The 18771-nt window shown below is 64.0% G+C and carries 13 protein-coding genes; 10 read left to right on the forward strand and 3 right to left on the reverse strand.

Features of this window, described 5'->3' with window-relative positions:
• Positions 1-33: 33 nt before the first annotated feature.
• The 7 genes from SZ64_RS11200 (at position 34) to SZ64_RS11230 (ending at position 10480) form a co-directional block, all read left to right on the forward strand.
• Positions 34-2472, forward strand: coding sequence for a VirB4 family type IV secretion/conjugal transfer ATPase (locus SZ64_RS11200; RefSeq protein WP_054530901.1), 2439 nt, complete (start codon positions 34-36; stop codon positions 2470-2472).
• Positions 2469-3662, forward strand: coding sequence for a type IV secretion system protein (locus tag SZ64_RS11205; RefSeq protein WP_054530902.1), 1194 nt, complete (start codon positions 2469-2471; stop codon positions 3660-3662). The genes SZ64_RS11200 and SZ64_RS11205 overlap by 4 nt, the downstream gene beginning before the upstream one ends.
• Positions 3659-4456: a TrbG/VirB9 family P-type conjugative transfer protein gene (locus tag SZ64_RS11210; protein WP_082384556.1), complete on the forward strand. Its 798-nt coding sequence runs from the start codon at positions 3659-3661 to the stop codon at positions 4454-4456. The genes SZ64_RS11205 and SZ64_RS11210 overlap by 4 nt, the downstream gene beginning before the upstream one ends.
• Entirely contained in the window at positions 4456-5571 is a 1116-nt protein-coding gene (locus SZ64_RS11215) for a TrbI/VirB10 family protein (RefSeq protein WP_054530903.1), read from the forward strand. The genes SZ64_RS11210 and SZ64_RS11215 overlap by 1 nt, the downstream gene beginning before the upstream one ends.
• Positions 5572-5599: 28 nt before the next feature.
• The gene (gene virB11 / locus SZ64_RS11220; RefSeq protein WP_054530904.1) at positions 5600-6604 is read left to right on the forward strand and encodes a P-type DNA transfer ATPase VirB11; all 1005 of its coding nucleotides are present in this window, start codon (positions 5600-5602) and stop codon (positions 6602-6604) included.
• A gap of 158 nt (positions 6605-6762) precedes the next feature.
• Positions 6763-8907, forward strand: coding sequence for an RNA degradosome polyphosphate kinase (locus SZ64_RS11225; protein ID WP_054530905.1), 2145 nt, complete (start codon positions 6763-6765; stop codon positions 8905-8907).
• A 25-nt stretch (positions 8908-8932) separates the two neighbouring features.
• A complete protein-coding gene (locus SZ64_RS11230) occupies positions 8933-10480 on the forward strand; it encodes a Ppx/GppA family phosphatase (protein WP_241773025.1) in 1548 nt (515 codons plus the stop codon).
• Between the two features lie 21 nt (positions 10481-10501).
• Here SZ64_RS11230 and SZ64_RS11235 read toward each other — a convergent pair whose 3' ends face one another.
• Genes SZ64_RS11235 through SZ64_RS11245 form a run of 3 tightly spaced genes read right to left on the reverse strand, consistent with a single transcriptional unit; the run spans position 10502 to position 15653 of the window.
• A complete protein-coding gene (locus tag SZ64_RS11235) occupies positions 10502-11860 on the reverse strand; it encodes an alkaline phosphatase PhoX (protein ID WP_054530907.1) in 1359 nt (452 codons plus the stop codon).
• Entirely contained in the window at positions 11830-12879 is a 1050-nt protein-coding gene (locus SZ64_RS11240) for a phytase (RefSeq protein WP_054530908.1), read from the reverse strand. Before SZ64_RS11240 ends, SZ64_RS11235 begins: the two co-directional genes overlap by 31 nt.
• Complete coding sequence (locus SZ64_RS11245) at positions 12879-15653, reverse strand: TonB-dependent receptor (protein ID WP_054530909.1); 2775 nt, start codon at positions 15651-15653, stop codon at positions 12879-12881. Before SZ64_RS11245 ends, SZ64_RS11240 begins: the two co-directional genes overlap by 1 nt.
• Positions 15654-15898: 245 nt before the next feature.
• On the opposite strand from SZ64_RS11245, the gene SZ64_RS11250 reads away from it, so the two are divergent.
• From SZ64_RS11250 to SZ64_RS11260, 3 genes are all read left to right on the forward strand, one after another.
• Positions 15899-16282, forward strand: a complete 384-nt coding sequence (locus tag SZ64_RS11250) for a protocatechuate 4,5-dioxygenase subunit alpha (protein WP_054532212.1) — start codon at positions 15899-15901, stop codon at positions 16280-16282.
• Positions 16279-17133 (forward strand): class III extradiol dioxygenase family protein, encoded by an 855-nt coding sequence (locus SZ64_RS11255; RefSeq protein WP_054530910.1) that lies wholly within the window; start codon positions 16279-16281, stop codon positions 17131-17133. Before SZ64_RS11250 ends, SZ64_RS11255 begins: the two co-directional genes overlap by 4 nt.
• 77 nt (positions 17134-17210) lie before the next feature.
• The gene (locus SZ64_RS11260; RefSeq protein ID WP_054530911.1) at positions 17211-18668 is read left to right on the forward strand and encodes a carotenoid oxygenase family protein; all 1458 of its coding nucleotides are present in this window, start codon (positions 17211-17213) and stop codon (positions 18666-18668) included.
• The last annotated feature ends 103 nt before the right edge of the window (positions 18669-18771 follow it).

An 18771-nucleotide genomic window follows, 5' to 3' on the forward strand; every position in this document is an offset into this window, starting at 1 on the left:
GGCGGCATTGGGGCCTCAGGAGGGCCTGTTCGAATGGTGAAATGGATCGGAGCCGCCGCCTGGAGCGCGAAGGAAGCCCTTGCGGGCGACCGCCTGCCCTATGCCCGGCTGGTGGACGAGAACACGGTGCTGCTGCGCGACGGATCGCTGCTGATGGCGCTGCAGGTTCCCGGCCTGCTGTTCGAAACCGAGGATAGCGACGCGTTGAATGCCCATGCGGCCACGCGCGAAGTGATGCTGCGCGCCAATCTGGATGCGCGCTTCGTGATGTATCACCACGTCATCCGCCGCCGGGTGCAGGTGGAACTGGAAGCGACCTTCGAAGACCCGCTTTCCGCCCATATCGACCGCCGCTGGCGCGAGAAGCTGAGCCGCGGATCGCTGTTCATCAATGATCAGTTCGTCACGCTGGTGCGCCGCCCGGCGCGCGGCAAGGCCGGCATTGCCGAACGCATGGCCAAGATGTGGCAGCGCGCCGGCAAACGTGGGGCGCAGGAAGTCCTTGAGGCCGACCCCAAGGACATCCGCAGCCTGCGCGCGGCCGCTGGCGCCCTGATCGCCTCGCTGGGCCAGTATGGCGCCACATTGCTGGGCGATTATCAGGGCAATGGCGGGCAGACCAATTCCGAAGTGCTGGAACTGCTCTCCGCCCTCTACAATGGCGAGATGCGCCCCGTGCGCCGCCCGGTGGAGGATACGGACATCGGCCAGATGCTGCCCTATCGCCGGGTGAGCTTCGGGCTGGACGCGATGGAATCCAAGGATGGGCGCGGCACCGATTTCGCCTCCATCCTCAGCCTCAAGGATTATCCGGACGCCACTTCGCCCGGCTTGCTGGACGCACTGCTGCGGCTGCCCTTCGAAATGGTGGTGAGCGAGAGCTTCGCCCCCTGCGAACGCCAGACCGCACGCGAGAAGATGGATCTTGCCCTGCGCCGCCTGCGCTCTGCCGACGAGGAAGCCCGCGCCGAACGGGCCGACATGCTGGCCGCACGCGACGAGCTGGGCGCCGGTTCGGTGGGCTTCGGCGATCATCACCTGAGCGTGCTGATCCGCGAGAGCAATCTTGCCCGCCTGGACGATGCCAGCGCCGCCTGCGCCGCCGCGCTTGCCGATACGGGTGCCATCGCGGTGCGCGAGGATACCAATCTGGAGCCTGCCTTCTGGGGCCAGTTCCCCGGCAATGAAGGCTATATCGTGCGCCGCGCGATGATCTCCACTGCCAACATGGCCAGCTTCGGTTCGCTCCACGGCTTCGCGCTGGGGCAGGCCAGCGGCAATCACTGGGGCGATGCGGTGACGCTGCTGGAAACCACCAGCGCCACGCCGTTCTTCTTCAACTTCCACAATGGCGATCTGGGCAACTTCACCGTCATCGGGCCTTCGGGGTCGGGCAAGACGGTGGTGATGAACTTCCTTGCCGCGCAGGCACAGAAATTCGCGCCCCGCACGATCCTGTTCGACAAGGATCGCGGCGCGGAACTGTTCATTCGCGGGATCGGCGGCCGGTATGACCGGATCGCCGCAGGCAATCCGGCGGGCTTCAACCCGCTGGCCCTGCCCGACAGCGCCACCAACCGCGCCTTCCTGCGTGACTGGCTGGGCGTGCTGCTGAAGGCCGAAGGGCCGGAAGAACTGGCCACCATCGCGGGCGCGGTGGATGCTGCCTATGCCAACGATCCCGCCCTGCGCCGCCTGCGCAATTTCCGCGAGCTGCTGGCCGGCACCCGCCGCCCGATGCCGGGCGATCTGGCCGACCGGCTGACCCCCTGGATCGAGGAAGGCGAGCATGGCTGGCTGTTCGACAATGCGGAAGACAAGCTCGAACTGTCCAACCGCGTGCTCGGCTTCGACATGACCGCGCTGCTGGAAAGCCCGCGCCTGCGCACGCCGGTGATGATGTATCTGTTCCACCGCATCGACGAGCGGCTGGACGGCCAGCCGACCATGATCCTGATCGACGAGGGCTGGAAGGCGCTGGACGACGAGGTATTTGCCGCCCGTATCCGCGATTGGCTGAAGACGCTGCGCAAGCGCAACGCGCTGGTCGGCTTTGCCACCCAGTCCGCGCGCGATGCGCTGGAAAGCCGCATTTCCACCGCGCTGGTGGAACAGACCGCCACCATGATCTTCATGCCCAATGCCCGCGCCCGGGCCGAGGATTACTGCGAAGGCTTCGGCCTGACCGATCACGAACTGGCGCTGATCCGCTCGCTGCCCGCGCATAGCCGCTGCTTCCTTGTACGCCAGCCCGATGCAAGCGTTGTGGTGCGACTGAACCTTTCCAACGCGCCGGAAGTGCTGACCATCCTTTCCGGCCGCGAAAGCGCCGTGCGCCGTCTCGACGCCCTGCGCGAGGCTGTGGGCGACGAACCGGCCAAGTGGTATCCCGCCCTTACCGGCCATGCATGGCCCAATGCCCAGGGCGATGACGGCGAGGACGATCTCGCCATCTGGGAAGCCGCGGAATGAGCCCGCAATGCCAGCAGGCCGTGGCCGAGGTCGGCGAAGGCATCAGCGCATCCCTGCGCGGGGTGGATTGCCTTGCCGCGGACATGACGCAGGCCGCCTTCGGGCGCCTGTTCGGATCGCAGGGCGCACTGGTGCCCGTGCTCACCAGCCTGCTGACCCTGTTCATCATCTTCTTCGCCTTCGCGCTGATTACCGGGCGCACGCAGATCAGCATCCGCGCGCTTGTACCGCGGATCGTGACGCTGGGCATGGTCGTGACACTGGCGACCAGCTGGCTGGCTTATCAGACGCTGGTCTGGAACGTCGCCACCGGCGCGCCTGACCAGATCGCGGGCATCCTGACCGGCACCAAGGGTTCCGCCACGCAGGTCTTCGGCGACAAGATCGACATCGTCTTCACTGCCATTCAGGATGCGACCGGCCAAGGCCAGGACCAGGCCGGCGGCGAAGCCAAGAAGGACGTTTCCACATTCTCGCCGGAAGGCATGATGTGGATGGGCGCCACGCTGCTGCTGCTCGGCACGGTGGGCGTTCTCGTCACCACCCGTATCGCGCTGGCAGTGCTGATGGCCGTTGGCCCCGTCTTCGTGGTGCTTGCCCTGTTCCCGGCTACACGCGGGCTGTTTGCCGGCTGGCTGAGAGCATGGGTGATGATGGCCGTCACGCCCCTGTTCGCAGTGGTCGGCGGTACGATGATCCTCGAACTCGCCATCCCGATCATCAATTCGCTGCTGGCGGTTCCCGGCCAGCTAGATCCGCGCGCGGCCATGGCCTTTTTCCTGATCGGGGCGGTCCATGTCTCGCTGATGGTCATGGTCATCAAGCTCGGTTCGACCATGGTCGGCAACTGGAGCGTGTTCGGCCTCGCCGGTTCCGGCCGAAGCGAACCGCGCGACAATGCGCCCGCCCCCACGGCGCACCCGGCCCCTGTGCCGGTCGAAATGCCGGTTGCCCAGCCCGGCGCGCAGGGTTCCGCCCCGCCGCGCCACATTGCCATCGCCCCCGCAGTGGCAGGCATGGCCGCCAATGATGCCGGCCCGTCCGGTAATTCCACTCACAGCCGGGAAACGCGGATCGTGGGCACTGAAGGCAGTGCTTCCACCCCGCTTTCGGCCTCCCCCTCGCGCACTCGCGGCATTGGTAGCCGCTTCCGCGCCGCCCCCGTTCGTTCATCGGAGAAGTTCAAATGAACCGCGCCCTGCTGCCCGCGCTGATGCTCGCGGCCGCATCTGCCGCCTTTGCCGCCCCCGCCCATGCCGGGGACGCGCGCCTTGTGGAACGCCTCTACAATCCGTCCGAAGTCGTGCTGATCGAAGGCAAGCCCAATGTGCAGGCCACGATCACTTTCGGCGATGACGAGCATATCGAAAATGTTGCCATCGGTGACAGCAACAGCTGGCAGGTGACGCCCAACAAGCGCGCCAACCTGTTGTTCGTGAAGCCGCTCGCCGCCCGCGCCAGCACCAATATGACGGTGGTGACCGACCGGCACACCTATCTGTTCGATCTGGTCGCCCGGCCCGACGCGAAGCCGCTTTACGTGCTCAACTTCACTTATCCGGAAGAACCGGAAGCGGCGGAGGACGAAGCCCAGCTCGCCCGCCAGCCCGGTGCCAGCGATCTGGAAATGGCCGCCGCCAGCGATCCCTATGCAGTCGCCGATCCGGCCAAGCTTAATTTCTCGTGGACCCGCAAGGGCGCGCCCAAGCTGATGCCCGAGCAGGTCTATGACGACGGTGACGCGACCTTCATCACCTGGCCTGCGGATGCGACCATTCCCGCGATCCTGGTGAAGGACCGCAACGGCACCGAAGGGCCGGTCAATTACGCCGTGCGCGGCACCACTACCGTCGTGGACGGGGTTCCGAACGAGATCATCCTGCGCTGGGGCGACGATGTCGCCACTCTGACCCATGCGGCTCAGGTCGGCGCGGCCATGGCGGACAAGAGCAAGGCTCTTGCCAGCAACAGGGAGGCGAAGTGATGCGGCTTGCGATGCAACTGCCCGAGAAGAAGGGTTCCTCTTCGGCCAATGATGCCGATCCGCGCGAGGCCATGCCGGCCGAGGTGATCGACCTTGCCAGCCGCAATGCCTTCCCGGCCGTAACCCAGCGCAAGGGCGGTTCCGACATGGTCGGGCTGATGGCTGGCGTGGGCATTGTCGCCTTGCTCGGTGTCGTCACCCTGTGGGGCATGAACGCGGCTCGCGTGGATAGCGGCCAGCAGTCCGGCACGCAGCAGCAGGCCCAGCCAGTTCCCGCCGCTCTGCCGCCCGCGCCGGAAGAAAACCCTGCCCAGCCGCAGACCGTTGCCCCGCCCGCACCTGCCGCCGATCCGGCACCGGCACCGGTACTGTCGGCCATGCCGGCCGTGCAGCCCGGCTTCGCCGCCAATCCCTACAACACCCCGGCTGTGGTATTCGATGCCAGCTCCATGCCGCTTCCCGCGGCAGCGGTCACACCTTCGACCCCGGCGGGCAGCACCGTTTCCAGTTCGGCCAACGATTTCGCCAGCCGCGTGGGCGGCATTGGCGGCGGCCCGGCGAAGGCCGCGCGCCAGTTCGATCCGCAGACAACTGTGGCGCAGGGCACGCTGATCCCGGCGGTTCTGGAAACCGCCATCAATACTGACGTGCCCGGCTATGTCCGCGCCGTGGTGAGCCAGGACGTGCGCAGCTATGACGGCAGCCGCGTGCTGCTGCCGCGCAGTTCGCGCCTTGTCGGCCAGTATCAGTCCGGATTGCAGGCCGGGCAGAAGCGCGCCTATGTGATCTGGACCCGCGCCATCCGGCCCGACGGGATCACGGTGGACCTGGCCTCACCCGCCACCGACTTTGCCGGGATGACCGGCCTGCCGGGCGATGTGAACTCGCACTTCTTCAAGCGCTTCGGTTCGGCCATGCTGCTTTCCGTCATCGGCGGCCTTGGCGCCTTTACCGGCGCGGGCACGGCAGTGGTGCTTGGCGGCGGGCAGAGCGCGGCGGCCACCGCCCTGCAGCAAGACGGGCAGATCGGCCCCACGGTGCGCGTACGCCTGGGCGAGCCGATCCGCGTCTTCGCCGCGCGCGATCTCGATTTCTCGACCGCACCGACGCTGTAAGGAACCCAAGTTGAGCGCATCGGTCCACATGCTGTCTCCCACCGACGAACCTTCGGCACCGGTTCAGCCGCCGCTGGCCGGGCCGCGCAGCGTCTATCTCGACGCTTATCTAGCGCCTTTCGCCGAATGGCTGCAGCGCGACACGGTGACCGAGATCATGGTCAACGGTCCGGGCGAGGTATGGGTGGAAGATGCCGCCCATTCCGGCATGCAGCGCATCGCCGCGCCGGAAATCGACGACCGGCTCGTGCAGCGTCTGGCAGAACAGGTCGCTCGTGTCAGCCATCAGGGCATCAACCGCGAACATCCGCTGCTGGGTGCGACCCTGCCCGACGGCGCGCGCATCCAGTTCTGCGGCCCGCCCGCCACGCGCAAGCACTGGACCATGGCGATCCGTCGCCATCGCCGGCTGGACCTGCCGCTCGATGCCTATGACACCGGCCCGCTGGTGCCCCGTGCGCCCGCTTCCCTGCCCGATCCGGCAGAGCAGCCGGTGGCTTTCCTGCGCGAGGCGATCCGCCAGCGCATGACCATCCTGATCTCCGGCGGCACCTCAACCGGCAAGACCACCTTCCTCAACGCCATGCTGGGCGAAATTCCCGTGGAAGAGCGTGTGGTGCTGGTGGAAGACACGCCGGAACTCAAGCTGCCGGGCGCCAATGGCGTGGGGCTGGTGGCCGTGAAGGGCGAGCTGGGCGAGGCCAAGGTCACTGCCAACGAATTGCTGCAGGCCGCCCTGCGCCTGCGCCCCGACCGGATCGTGCTGGGCGAATTGCGTGGCGCGGAAAGCGTCAGTTTCCTGCGGGCTATCAATACCGGTCACCCGGGCAGCTTCTCCACCATTCACGCCAATTCGCTGCGCGGCGCGCTCGATCAGCTGGCCCTGATGGTGATGCAGACGGGCATCGGCCTGACCCGCAACGATACCATCGCCTATGCCGCGTCGGTGATCGACGTTGTGGTCCAACTGGGCCGCAATGGCGACGGCAAGCGCGGCATCGCCCAGATCGCGCTCAGCCATCAACTGGTGTGACCTTTTGGGCGCGGTCCGGGGTGGATCAGATTACCAGTTGTGACCACCTATGGTTGGTTGGTGCTATTTTCACAAATATGTAACATACCCCTCCCATCGAGCCAGTGACAGGCCGGGAATTTCCGGCCAGCCAGGGGCCTTCGCTGCCAAGCAGGAACATGAGTACCCAACTCGACAGCAGAGCCGATGCGTCCATACCGGTGGACCGCTATTTCAACCGGGAGCTGAGCTGGCTCGCCTTTAACGAGCGCGTGCTGGCCGAGGCCCGCAACGCCCGTTATCCACTGCTGGAGAGGCTGCGCTTCCTCTCCATCTCGGGCAGCAATCTCGACGAATTCATCATGATCCGCGTGGCCGGTCTCGCCGGTCAGGCCCAGCGCAACATCGCCACTACCTCACTCGACGGGCGCACTCCTTCGCAGCAGCTTTCCGCAGTGCGCGCCGCGATTGCGGAACTGGAAGTGCAGCAGCAGCAGAGCTGGCGCGAATTGCGCCCGCTGCTGGCCGGCAAGGGCATTCACGTTGCCGATGAAGGCCGGATCGACGCAGCCGCCGCCAAGTGGCTGCGCGAACATTTCATCGACAATATCGCCCCCGTCATTACCCCGCAGGCGATCGACCCGGCCCACCCCTTCCCATTCGTGGCGAATGAGGGGATCGGCGTGCTGTTCAACCTCACCCGCCTTGCCGATGACGAGCAGGTGGTTGAGATGATCCTGGTGCCCACCGCCCTGCCGCGCTTCGTGCGCGTGCCGGGGGAAGAGGCGATCTATATCAGCATCGAAAACCTGATCTGCCGCCATGCGGACATCATCTTTCCCGGCTTCCGCGTGGAAGGGGACGGCGTGTTCCGCGTGCTGCGCGACAGCGACATTGAAATCGAGGAAGAGGCCGAGGATCTCGTCCGCTTCTTCCGTACCGCGATCCAACGCCGCCGCCGTGGCCGGGTGATCATGCTGGAACTGCAGGACGATTTCGATCCGGATGCGGAACAGCTGCTGCTGGCCCAGGTGGGCCTCGACGATGCGATCCTGATGCGCACCGATGGCACGATCGGTCTTTCCGGCCTGTCCGCCATTGTCGAGGAAGAGCGCCCGGATCTGAAGTGGGAGCCTTACATGCCCCGCTATCCGGAACGCGTTCTGGAACATGACGGGGATTGCTTCGCCTCGATCCGCGAAAAAGACATCGTGATCCACCACCCTTACGAAAGCTTCGAAGTGGTGGTGGACTTCATCCGGCAGGCAGCCGCCGACCCGGAAGTGGTAGCGATCAAGCAGACGCTGTATCGCGCGGGCAAGCAATCGGCCGTCATTGCCGCCCTGATCGCGGCGGCGGAAGCCGGCAAGGCCGTGACCGCCGTGGTGGAACTGAAGGCCCGCTTCGACGAGGAACAGAACCTCCTCTGGGCCAACCAGTTGGAACGGGCGGGCGTGCAGGTGATCTACGGCTTCGTGGACTGGAAGACCCACGCCAAGGTCAGCATGGTGGTCCGGCGTGAGGAAGGGCACCTGCGCACTTACTGCCACTTCGGCACCGGCAATTACCATCCGCTGACATCCAAGATCTATACCGACCTCAGTTTCTTCACTGCCGATCCCAAGCTGGGGCGCGATGCTGCCAAGCTGTTCAATTTCATCACCGGCTATGTCGAGCCGCGCAATCTGGAGATGCTGGCCATCTCGCCCATCGGCCTGCGCGCGAAGCTGGAACATCTGATCGAGCGCGAAATTGCCAACGCCTGCGCAGGCAAACCCGCCTTCATCTGGGCCAAGCTCAATTCGCTGACCGACGGCCAGCTGATCGACCGGCTGTATGAAGCCAGCCAGGCGGGCGTGCGCGTCACTCTGGTCATTCGCGGAATCTGCTGCCTTCGGCCCGGCATTCCCGGCCTGTCGGAAAATATCGCGGTGAAATCCGTGATTGGCCGCTTTCTGGAACACGCACGCATCTGGGCCTTTGCCAATGGCTTTGCCATGCCCAGCCACCGGGCCAAGGTGTTCATCTCCTCCGCAGACGGGATGGAACGCAATCTGGACCGACGCGTGGAAACGCTTGTGCCGATCAAGAACCCCACGGTGCACGATCAGGTGCTGCAGCAGGTTTTGCTGGCCAATCTACTCGATACCGAACAGAGCTGGGAACTGGGGCCGGACGGCACTTATCACAGGCTGGAATCGGGTGAGCGCCCCTTCAACCTGCATCGCTATTTCATGACCAACCCCTCACTCTCGGGCCGCGGCACCGCGCTGGACGAAGGCGCCAAGGTGCCCAAGCTGGCCCTGCGCAAGGGCGGGGTCTGACCGTGTTTTTGAGGACTGCTTTCACGTGATTGGCGACAGGGACACCGCATTTCCCAACACTTTGCCCCACCGGGCAGTGATCGACATCGGATCGAATACCGTGCGCCTGGTGGTCTATGGTGGAGCGCCGCGTGCGCCCACCGTGCTGCTCAACGAGCGTGTGACCGCCCGGCTGGGGCGCGACCTGATGCACGATGGACGCATTCCCGAAGTGGCGACGCAGATCGCGATTGCCGGGCTGAAGCGCTATCGCCGCATCCTGACAGATCTGCACGTCACCGAAATGGACGTGATCGCCACGGCCGCCGCGCGCCTGGCGAAGAACGGCCCTGAATTCCTGGATCTCGTGCGCGAATGCGGTTTCAATCCCACGCTGCTTTCGGGCGAGGAAGAGGCACGCACCAGCGCCATGGGCGTGATCGGCGCATTTCCGGGCGCGCGCGGCGTGGTGGCGGACCTTGGCGGCGGCAGCATGGAGCTGGTCGAAATCCGCGACGGCAAATGCACCCACGGCGCCAGCATGCCGCTGGGCACGCTGATGCTGGGCGAATTGCGCGCCGAAGGGCCGGAAGAATTCAAGCGGCGGGTGAACAAGGCCCTCAAGCATGAAGACTGGGCACATTCCATGTCGGAGCCGCTCTACATGGTAGGCGGCACGTGGCGCGCACTGGCCGGTTTCGCGATGGAGGCTGCGGGCCATCCGCTGACCGACCCGCACGGTTTCGAACTGACCGGTGAGGAAGCGCTGAAACTTGCCAAGCGAGTGCGCGGCATGACGGCGGAAAAGCTTGTCGAAACGCGGGTTTCCTCCATGCGCGCGGCCATGCTGCCCGATGCGGCGGCGCTGCTCTACATCCTGCTGGGCAAGCTGGAACCGCCCAAGCTGATCTTCTCATCCTGGGGCCTGCGCGAAGGGCGCCTTTACGACCAGCTCGATCCGGCCGCACGGGCGCAAGACCCGCTGTTGGCGGGTGTGGCAAGCTTTGCCGCGCCGCGCGGCGGACCGCCTGTGCTGGCGGCGCGGATCGCGGGCTGGACGGTGGATTCCCTGCCCCGCGATGGTGCCGGATCGGAACGCGTTCGCCTTGCCGCTACGATGCTGGCGCTGGCTTCCATGCAGATCGAGCCCAATCTGCGGGTGCGGCAGGCCATCAATTGGGCGCTCTACAAGCGCTGGATCAATTTGACGGACGAGGGCCGCGCGATGATCGCCGCCGCCCTTGCCGCCAATTGCGGCACCACGGACCTGCCCAAGATACTCACCCGGCTGGCCAGCCAGAAGCGGCTGGACGAAGCCATGTGCTGGGGCCTTGCGGTGCGCCTTGCCCGCCGGCTGGGCGGCGGATCGCGCACATCGCTGCGCAACACTGCGCTGGGCATTTCCGGTGATCGGCTGGTGCTTTATCTGGGCGAGACCCATGCAGACCTGTGGGCCGACCATGTGGAACAGGATCTGGGCGCGCTTGCCACCCGGCTCGGGCTGGAGCCGGTGATGGAAGTAGTGCCGAATGACAGCCTGCTGGAACGCAGCAGTTTCGAAATCCCCGCGCCGGCGCCCTCGCAGGACGCCTAGGCGCGGGAATATCCTCCCGGATCAGGCCATCCAGGGGCCAGTGATCGCGAAAGTGGTAGTCGGGCTGAAGGCGTTGACGAACAGGGTCTTCCCGTCGGGCGAAAAGCACGCGCCGGCCAGTTCGGTCTGCATGCGCAGGCGGCCCAGCGTATAGGATTCACCGGCAGGCGTGATACCGCGCAGGTGATTATCGACCACTTCCGAATACTGGTCTTCGCACACCACCAGATGCCCGTTGGGCGCAACGGTCAGGTTGTCGCCGTAGTTAAACTGATCGAGGGAGGCGGTTTCAAAGAAGAGCTGCAGGCGATCTCCGCTGGCCTGCGGCTTCAACCGGAAAATCTGGCCGCGCTGCAGCGCGCCGCCTGAGGTACAGCAGAAATAAAGCTCCCCCTCGCCCATGTGGATGCCTTCACCGCGGGCGAAAAGAACTGCACCCTTCGCCGCACCCTGCAGGCGCAGATCGTCCTGCGGACTGTCTGGCACGTCGATATCCACCCAGTGGACTGAATGCCAATCGCCCACCTGCATCGCCGCACTGTCGTGATTGCGGCTGTCAGTCAGGCCACCTTCAAGCGCCAGCGCCTGCAGCCTGCCGCCTTCGGCAAGCTGACCAGGAACCTTCGGAATGAAGCGATAGAGCAGCCCATCTCCGCGATCCTCGGTCAGATAGACCATGCCGGTCGCGGGATCGACACAGGCGGCTTCGTGATTGAAGCGGCCCATCGCCTTGAGCGGCACCGGATGGACAGGCCCGGTGGCAGCGGCAGGCACTTCGAACACATAACCGTGATCCTGCCCCAGCCGCCCGCCAGCCTTGGCGACGAATTCCTCGCAGGTCAGCCAACTGCCCCAGGGCGTGGTGCCGCCGGCGCAATTGCGGATCGTGCCGCCCAGCGAACGGAACTGGCTTTCGACCTCCAGCGTCGCCGCGTCGAGCACAATGGTGGTCGTCCCGCCGGGCAGGACCGGGCCGGTGCCGTCCTGGCGATCATAGCCGAGCGCGATTTCACCGCCGCTGTCGGCATCGGGCATCAATTCGTGATTGCGGACAAGCGCGATCTTGCCGCCGGGCAGCGCAAAGCAGCCCATGCCGTCGCCGTGATCGGGCACGCTGCCCCCATCGCTCATTCCGTCGCCAAGGCGCGAGACGATACGATAGGAAAAGCCCGCAGGAAGATCGAGGATACCGGCGGCATCCGGCACCATCGGGCCATAGCCTTCAGCCAGCTTCAGTGCGGCCGCCATTGCCGGGCGGGCCATGCAGTTCGATGCCACGAGCGCGGCAAAGGCGCTGCCCGTCGCGCGCAGGAAGGCGCGACGGTCAGCTTCGGGAAGCCTGGCGAAAGTCAGTTGGTCGCCGGAGGCGGTGCGGTCCATGTTTCAAGTGCCTTTTCGATGTCGGCCCATGAAACCAGCTTGAAGTTCTGGGCGCGCGTACCGTTGAATCCGTCCTGGGCCACGAAGAGCCCGCCCGGATATTTCGGCCCGAAATCGCCACCTTGCAAGTCAATCCCGTCAGTTTCCTCGGTCGAGCCGAGAGTGCCTTCGGCAATGCGGAAACGACCGGCAGGCTCCATGCCAGGCAGGCGATAGACCGCATAGGTATTGTCGCCCTGACTGGACGCGACCAGCCAGCCACCCTTTTCGCCCTGAGGCAGGATGGCGAGGCCTTCCGTGTCGGCAACAAGCTGGAGATTATCCACCTTGGCCACCAGTTCACCCTGCGTCGCCCCGGCGACAAAGCGCCAGATGCCGACATCTTCTTCCCCGACATACAGCGTGCCGTCGCGCGGATCGGCAACGCAGCCTTCGGTCTGGGTAGGAAGCTTCATGGTGCGCACCGGTACGGAAGCAGGCGTTGCCCCCAGTTCGAGGCGGAATTCCTCGATCGTCCCGTCCTTCAATACGGAAAAGGCATGGAGGCCGTCAGCCTGTTCGAGCAGGCAGATGCCATAGCCTTCGCCGGTGCCGCCAGCCACGGCGCCAAGCGGGACCAACTTCGCCGCCACCGTGTCGAGCCGGTAGAGGCGAATCTGCGCGGCAGTGACGATGTTGCGATCGCTCGCCGCCACGATGACGCCAGACGAACCCATATCCTTCAGATCGACATTGTTCAGCCGCCCGTCGGGATGGAAATCGCGCACCTGCCCATCAAGGCCATAGACGTAAAGTCCCGCCTTCTTGTCGGTGCCGATCACCAGGCTGGCTTCCGGATTGGCCGGGTTACGCCAGATCGCCGGATCGTCGGCAGCATCGGCATTGCCGGTGCCGACCGGAACGGTCTCGCCCTGTGCGAAAACGGGCGCCGCCGGCCATGACCTGACCGGCGGCGTGGTGCTGCAGGCGCCCAGGGCGCCTGCAAGCGTGACGATCAGAGCAGCCTTGCTGACCCGCATCAGAAGTTCGCCTTCACGCCGAACTTGAAGGTCGGGCCATACTTCTCGAACTGCAGCAGGCGCTGGACACCGCCGAAGTCCTGATAGGCGAAGTATTTGGCGTTGTTCAGGTTGATCGCGTCGAAGGTCAGGCGCAGGTTTTCCATCACCTTGAACTTCGCCGAGAAATCGAGCTGGAAGTGATTGTTCACCCAGCGATCCTCTTCCGCATCGCCGCCCACTTCGTCGAGATACTTGTCACGATAGGTGCCCGCCAGACGCAGGTCGATGGGGCCCTTATCGTAACCGAGTACCACGTTGAACGTGTTGCGGGCAGCGGCAGGCATGTGGATCTCGCGTCCGTCAGCCAGCGTCGCCTTGCTGTAGGTGTAGGTGTAGTTGAGCTGCGTCAGCAGCCCGTCGAAAGGAGCCGGCAGCATCGTGTAGGCCTGGCTGTAGCTCGCTTCGATGCCCATGACTTCCGCGCTGTCACCGTTGATGGTGGTCGTGAACTCGTCGTAGGTTTCGCCTTCATAAGTGAAGTCGGTGAAGCTCTGCGTGACGGCGTAGTTCTTGATGTCCTTGTAGAAGCCGCCGAGCGAGATCGCGCCGTTGCCGGAGAAGTAATAGGCCACGCCGGCATCCGCGTTCCATGCCTCGTAAGGCAGCAGGTTGGGATTGCCGAATTCAGCCTCATTATCCTCATTCACGGTCGAACGCGGTGCCATGGCGGAAAGCTTCGGGCGAACCAGCGTCTTGTAACCGGCCAGACGGAAGACGAGGTTGTTTTCCGGGCTGTAACGCAGCGTCAGGCTGGGCAGCCAGGTGGTGTAGTTACGCTCGTACTGGACGGGATCGACCGGCGGAGTATCGGATTCGCCATCGTCGGTCACGACGTTGCCGTTCAACTCGTTATGGGTGTGCTCCATGCGCACACCGCCGATGGCGCGCAGCGTGGTGCTGTCCCAGCGGCCCAGCAGGTAGGCTGCTGCAATGTCTTCCTTCACGGAATAGTCGCTGGTCGCCGAGTCCAGAGCCGATGCATATTCGTCGATCGACAGGTCGGCCTCGTTGGCGAGGAACCATTCGGCCGTATCGGTCTTGCTCATGACCGGGCCCATATTGAGCAGGCGATAGGTCTGCTCGCCCAGCACATCGGCCAGGGTGTAGTTCTTCGACTTCTTGTAGCGGGTCATTTCGAAGTCATAGGACTTCTCGCGCCAGCGGGCCTTGGCACCGGCCTGCACGGTGAAATCACCGCCGGTCATGGCGAAGGTGCGGGCCAGATTGGCCTTGAGCGCATATTCCTCGTCGGTGCTGTCCGAAAGCGTAGTCAGTTCGACACGGTTGAGCGTGTAGTTCTCGGGGTTGTTCACCTCGTCAGCGCCGCTGGAGATGGAATAGACCGGGAAGTAGCGGCCCGAATTATCGAAATCGATCACCACGCCGGATTCATCGTCGAACCCACCGTTGAAGCGGACCGGATCGAGCGACCAGGTTTCCTTCTCGGACGACTTGGCATAGCTGGCCTGCCAGTCGAACTTCCAGGTGCCGGTATCGGTTTCGCTGCCGACCGAGACCGAGCGGATGAGCTGGCGTTCGAAGCGATCCTTCAGGTCGCGCTCGATGGTAATTTCCTGGTCGGCCGTATCGAAGCTGGCGGTCGAACCATTCACGGAAGACGGACCATCATCTTCGAACTCGCTGAGATCGAAGGTGGTGCGACGGCGATATTCATGGTCGTCGAACTGCGCCCAGTTGCCGCGGATATAGGCCTTGGTGGTGTCCGAAGCGCGCCAGTCGAACGAGAGCGAGGCGTTGATGCGCTTACGCTTCACGTCATAGTCGCGATATTCGACCGCCGGGTTGAAATAGGTGCCATCGACTTCGAGCCAGTTATCGGCTTCGACATTGTCGGTTTCGAACTGGCGTTCGTAATAGCTGACCGAGCCGGCAACGCCGAAATCGTCACCCAGCTTCTGGGTAAAGTCCAGGCTGCCCTTGGGGGTCACGCTGCCGTCGTAATCGTTGTAGCTGCCTTCGGCGGACACCGAATAACGGTTCTTGCGCGCGTCGAAGGCGCTGGCGGTCTTGATCTCGACCGAGGCGCCGATGAAGTCGCCGTCCATGTCGGGAGTGGCGGACTTCTTCACTTCGATCGATTCAATCGTGTCCGAAGAGATGACGTCGAGCGCCACGGAGCGGACATCAGATTCCGGAGCGGGCAGGCGCACGCCGTCGATCGAGGTGCCGTTCAGTTCCGGATCGAGACCGCGCACCGAGACGAAGCGGCCTTCGCCCTGATCGTTGAGGATGTTCACGCCCGGCAGGCGGCGCAGCGATTCAGCCACGTTCTGGTCGGGGAATTCGCCCACGGCGTCGCGGGTCAACACGCTGGTCACGCCATCGGCCGCCTTCTGGCGCGAAAGGGCGCTGGCAACATTGGCGGCTTGGCCAATGACGAGAATCGTGCTCGAATCGCTGCCCAGCGCGATGTCCTGATGGATCGTGCCGCTCTCGGGAACTTCGACCGTGTACTTGGCCGGTTCGGCGCCGACATAGGTGACTTCCAGAGTGTAAGTGCCGGCGGGCACGTCGGCGATTACATAGCTGCCGTCGCGGCCGGTGGTCACAACGCGGTTCAGTTCCGCGATGCGCACCTGGGCCGACTGGAGAGCAGCCGTTTCCGACGCGTCGTAGACGAAGCCGGTAACGTCGCCCGCAAAGGCAGGGGCAGCCGCGCCCAGCGCAATGGCTGCTGCGCAGGTCGATACGAGCAAACGGGGGGTCTTCATGAGAGGAGGTCTCCGATCCTGAGTTCGCGGCGGGCGGTAGGAACGGTTCGTGACGTGTCAGCTACGTGTCAGTGACAGTTGCGTGACATGAAAGACCTGTTGTCGAACGGCAACAGTCTTACCCATCGCAGGATAGGCCGAAGCGGCCGGATCGCGCATTCCGCAATTTGATCCCGCTCAACAACAAGCTTTCCCGACTCGGCTATCCGGCGATCAGTGAAGAGTTCGATCCGGGAGATAGCGCGATGAACGCTGGCCAGGCCGTGAGCGGCAAAAGGCAGATTTTTGGCACGGAGCCGTTTGACGGCGATCTGGCCATGCGAGGCTATGCGCTCAATGCCATGTGTTATTCCTTCAACACGAAGGACAATCGCGACGCCTTTGCGGCGGACGAAGAAGGCTACATGGCCAAGTTCGAACTGACCGACGAACAGAAGGCCGCCGTGCGCAATCGCGATGTGCTGGCCATGCTCGATGCGGGCGGCAACGTCTATTACCTCGCCAAGCTGGCGGGCATCCTTGGCCTCAACGTTCAGGATCTCGGCGCGCTGCAGACGGGCATGACGCTGGATGCCTTCAAGGCGGCCCTGCTGTCCCATGGCGAAACCACGCGGAGGGCGGCGGCATGACTCAGGTTGCAGGCGGCATTTTCACCAGCCACGTTCCGGGCATTGGCAACGCCATTGCGCGCGGGCTGCAGCAGGATCCTTACTGGAAGCCTTTCTTCGACGGGTTCAATCCGGTCCATGAATGGCTCGCGCGGGAAAAGCCCGACGTGGCCGTGGTGTTCTACAACGATCACGGGCTGAACTTCTTCCTCGACAAGATGCCGACTTTCGCCATCGGCGCGGCCGCCGAATACCGGCACGAGGATGAAGGCTGGGGCCTTGCCTTCCAGCGCCCCTTTGCGGGCCATCCGGAACTTTCCTGGCACATCATCGAACAGGTGGTTGCCAGCGAGTTCGACCCGGTGACCTGCCAGTCCATGCTGGTCGATCACGCTGTGGCCGTTCCTTACGAATTGTGCTGGCCGGGCACGGAGGAATTCCCGGTCAAGCTGGTGCCGATCGCGATCAATACGGTGCAGCACCCGCTGCCCAGCCCCAAGCGCTGCTTCGATCTGGGCCGCGCCGTGGGCCGTGCGCTCAAGAGCTGGAAGGGCGGCGAGAAGATTGTCGTCTTCGGCACGGGCGGGCTTTCCCACCAGCTGGAAGGCAAGCGGGCCGGCTTCATCAACAAGGAATACGATCACTTCTGCCTCGACAATATCGGGCCGAATCCGGAAGCGCTGCTGCGCCACGATTCGCTGGAAATCGTCGAGCTGGCAGGCAGCCAGGGGGTGGAAATCCTCAACTGGCTGGCCGCACGCGGCGCCCTGACGGGTGACGTGGTGGAGTTGGCTTCCAACTATCACGTGCCGATCTCGAACACGGCCGCCGCAACGGTGCTGTTCGAGAACCGCGAATTCCTTCCGGCGTGAGCGTGATTTGATGAAGGTCAAAGCCCTCTTCCTCACGACCGTTATCGTAACGGTCGTTATAAAGGAGAGGTGATGCCATGGTCCATTTTCCGCCCGAACCGCTCTATCAGGATGTCCTGCGGCTGATCCGCCTCGAAGGGGACATCAATGACCTCGAGGTCGAAGGGGAAATCCCCGCCGACCTCGACGGGGCGTTCTATCGCGTCCATCCCGACCCGCAATTCGCGCCCAAATATCCGCATGACCAGTTCTTCAACGGCGACGGCATGGTTTCCATGTTCCGCTTCCGGGACGGCAAGGTCAGCTTCAAGCAGCGCTATGCCCATACCGACAAGTGGAAGCTGGAAAATGCGGCGGGCAAGAGCCTGTTCGGCATGTACCGCAACCACCTGACCGACGATGAGAGCGTGAAGGGCCAAATTCGCGGCACTGCCAATACCAATGTGCTGGTCCACGCCGGCAAGCTGTTCGCCATGAAGGAAGACAGCCCGTGCCTGATCATGGACCGCAATTCGCTGGCCACTGACGGCTATACGGATTTTGACGGCGATCTGGGCAATGCGCCCTTTACGGCCCACCCCAAGATCGATCACGAGACCGGCAATTTCTGCGGCTTCGGCTACGCCATTGACGGCCCGCTGACCGAAGCCTGCCACTATTTCGAGATCGACCCAGCCGGCAAGGTAGTGCGCAAGGCGAACTTCAGCGTTCCCTATTACACCATGCTCCACGATTTCTGCATCGCGGGCGATTATGCGGTGTTCAACGTCAGCCCCTATCACTCCGACTGGAACGTGCTGGAGGAAGGGCGCCCGCATTTCTATTACGACCGCGATCTGCCCTTCTATCTGGGCGTGTTGCGGCGCGACGGCGACGGCAGCGACATGCGCTGGTTCAAGATGGACCCGAGCGTGTGCGGCTGCCACGTGATGAACGCCTTTCAGGACGGGACGAAGATTCACTTCGACCTGCCCACCAGCAAGACGGGCAGCCTGCCCTTCTTCCCGGAAAAGGACGGCCGCCCCTTCAATCCGCAGGAAGCCGTCACCAATCTGATGCGCTTCACCGTGGACCTTGCCTCCAACAGCGACGATATCCAGTCGATGGAGCCGCTCGGCAAGATGCCGGGCGAGTTCCCGCGCATCGACGATCGCTTTGCCGGCAAGCCCTATCGCCACGGCTGGATGATCACTTACGATTTCGCCAAGCCCTATAACGGCCCTCCGGGCCCGTTCGCTGGCGTCATCAATTCGCTGACCCATTATGACCACGCCACGGGCGAGGAACAGAGCTGGTGGTGCGGGCCGGACGGCGCCTTGCAGGAACCCTGCTTCATTCCGCGCAGCAAGGACGCGCCGGAAGGCGACGGCTGGCTGGTCGCGCTCGTCGACAACCACGTCACAAACTATTCCGACTTGTGCATCTTCGATGCACTCGATGTCGCAAGAGGTCCTGTTGCTCGTGCCAAGCTTCCCCTGCGACTGCGTCAGGGACTTCACGGCAATTGGGCAGACGGGGATAAGCTCGCGGCCTGACCGCCAAGAGCCCCCTGTCGCTTCTCCCGACTTGGCGGTCTGCCCACCTAGCCCAGGGCAGGCCGCCTTCTTTTTGTTGTTGGGGGAGGGTCTGACGAATTTC

The sequence above is a fragment of the Erythrobacter sp. SG61-1L genome (assembly GCF_001305965.1).
GTDB lineage: Bacteria > Pseudomonadota > Alphaproteobacteria > Sphingomonadales > Sphingomonadaceae > Andeanibacterium.

Bases quoted from the DNA above. Each gene is read 5' to 3' on its own strand.
- SZ64_RS11200 (WP_054530901.1), top strand. From the start codon at position 34: ATGGTGAAATGGATCGGAGCCGCCGCCTGGAGCGCGAAGGAAGCCCTT.
- SZ64_RS11205 (WP_054530902.1), top strand. From the start codon at position 2,469: ATGAGCCCGCAATGCCAGCAGGCCGTGGCCGAGGTCGGCGAAGGCATC.
- SZ64_RS11210 (WP_082384556.1), top strand. From the start codon at position 3,659: ATGAACCGCGCCCTGCTGCCCGCGCTGATGCTCGCGGCCGCATCTGCC.
- SZ64_RS11215 (WP_054530903.1), top strand. From the start codon at position 4,456: ATGCGGCTTGCGATGCAACTGCCCGAGAAGAAGGGTTCCTCTTCGGCC.
- virB11 (WP_054530904.1), top strand. From the start codon at position 5,600: ATGCTGTCTCCCACCGACGAACCTTCGGCACCGGTTCAGCCGCCGCTG.
- SZ64_RS11225 (WP_054530905.1), top strand. From the start codon at position 6,763: ATGAGTACCCAACTCGACAGCAGAGCCGATGCGTCCATACCGGTGGAC.
- SZ64_RS11235 (WP_054530907.1), bottom strand. From the start codon at position 11,860: ATGGACCGCACCGCCTCCGGCGACCAACTGACTTTCGCCAGGCTTCCC.
- SZ64_RS11240 (WP_054530908.1), bottom strand. From the start codon at position 12,879: ATGCGGGTCAGCAAGGCTGCTCTGATCGTCACGCTTGCAGGCGCCCTG.
- SZ64_RS11245 (WP_054530909.1), bottom strand. From the start codon at position 15,653: ATGAAGACCCCCCGTTTGCTCGTATCGACCTGCGCAGCAGCCATTGCG.
- SZ64_RS11250 (WP_054532212.1), top strand. From the start codon at position 15,899: ATGAACGCTGGCCAGGCCGTGAGCGGCAAAAGGCAGATTTTTGGCACG.
- SZ64_RS11255 (WP_054530910.1), top strand. From the start codon at position 16,279: ATGACTCAGGTTGCAGGCGGCATTTTCACCAGCCACGTTCCGGGCATT.
- SZ64_RS11260 (WP_054530911.1), top strand. From the start codon at position 17,211: ATGGTCCATTTTCCGCCCGAACCGCTCTATCAGGATGTCCTGCGGCTG.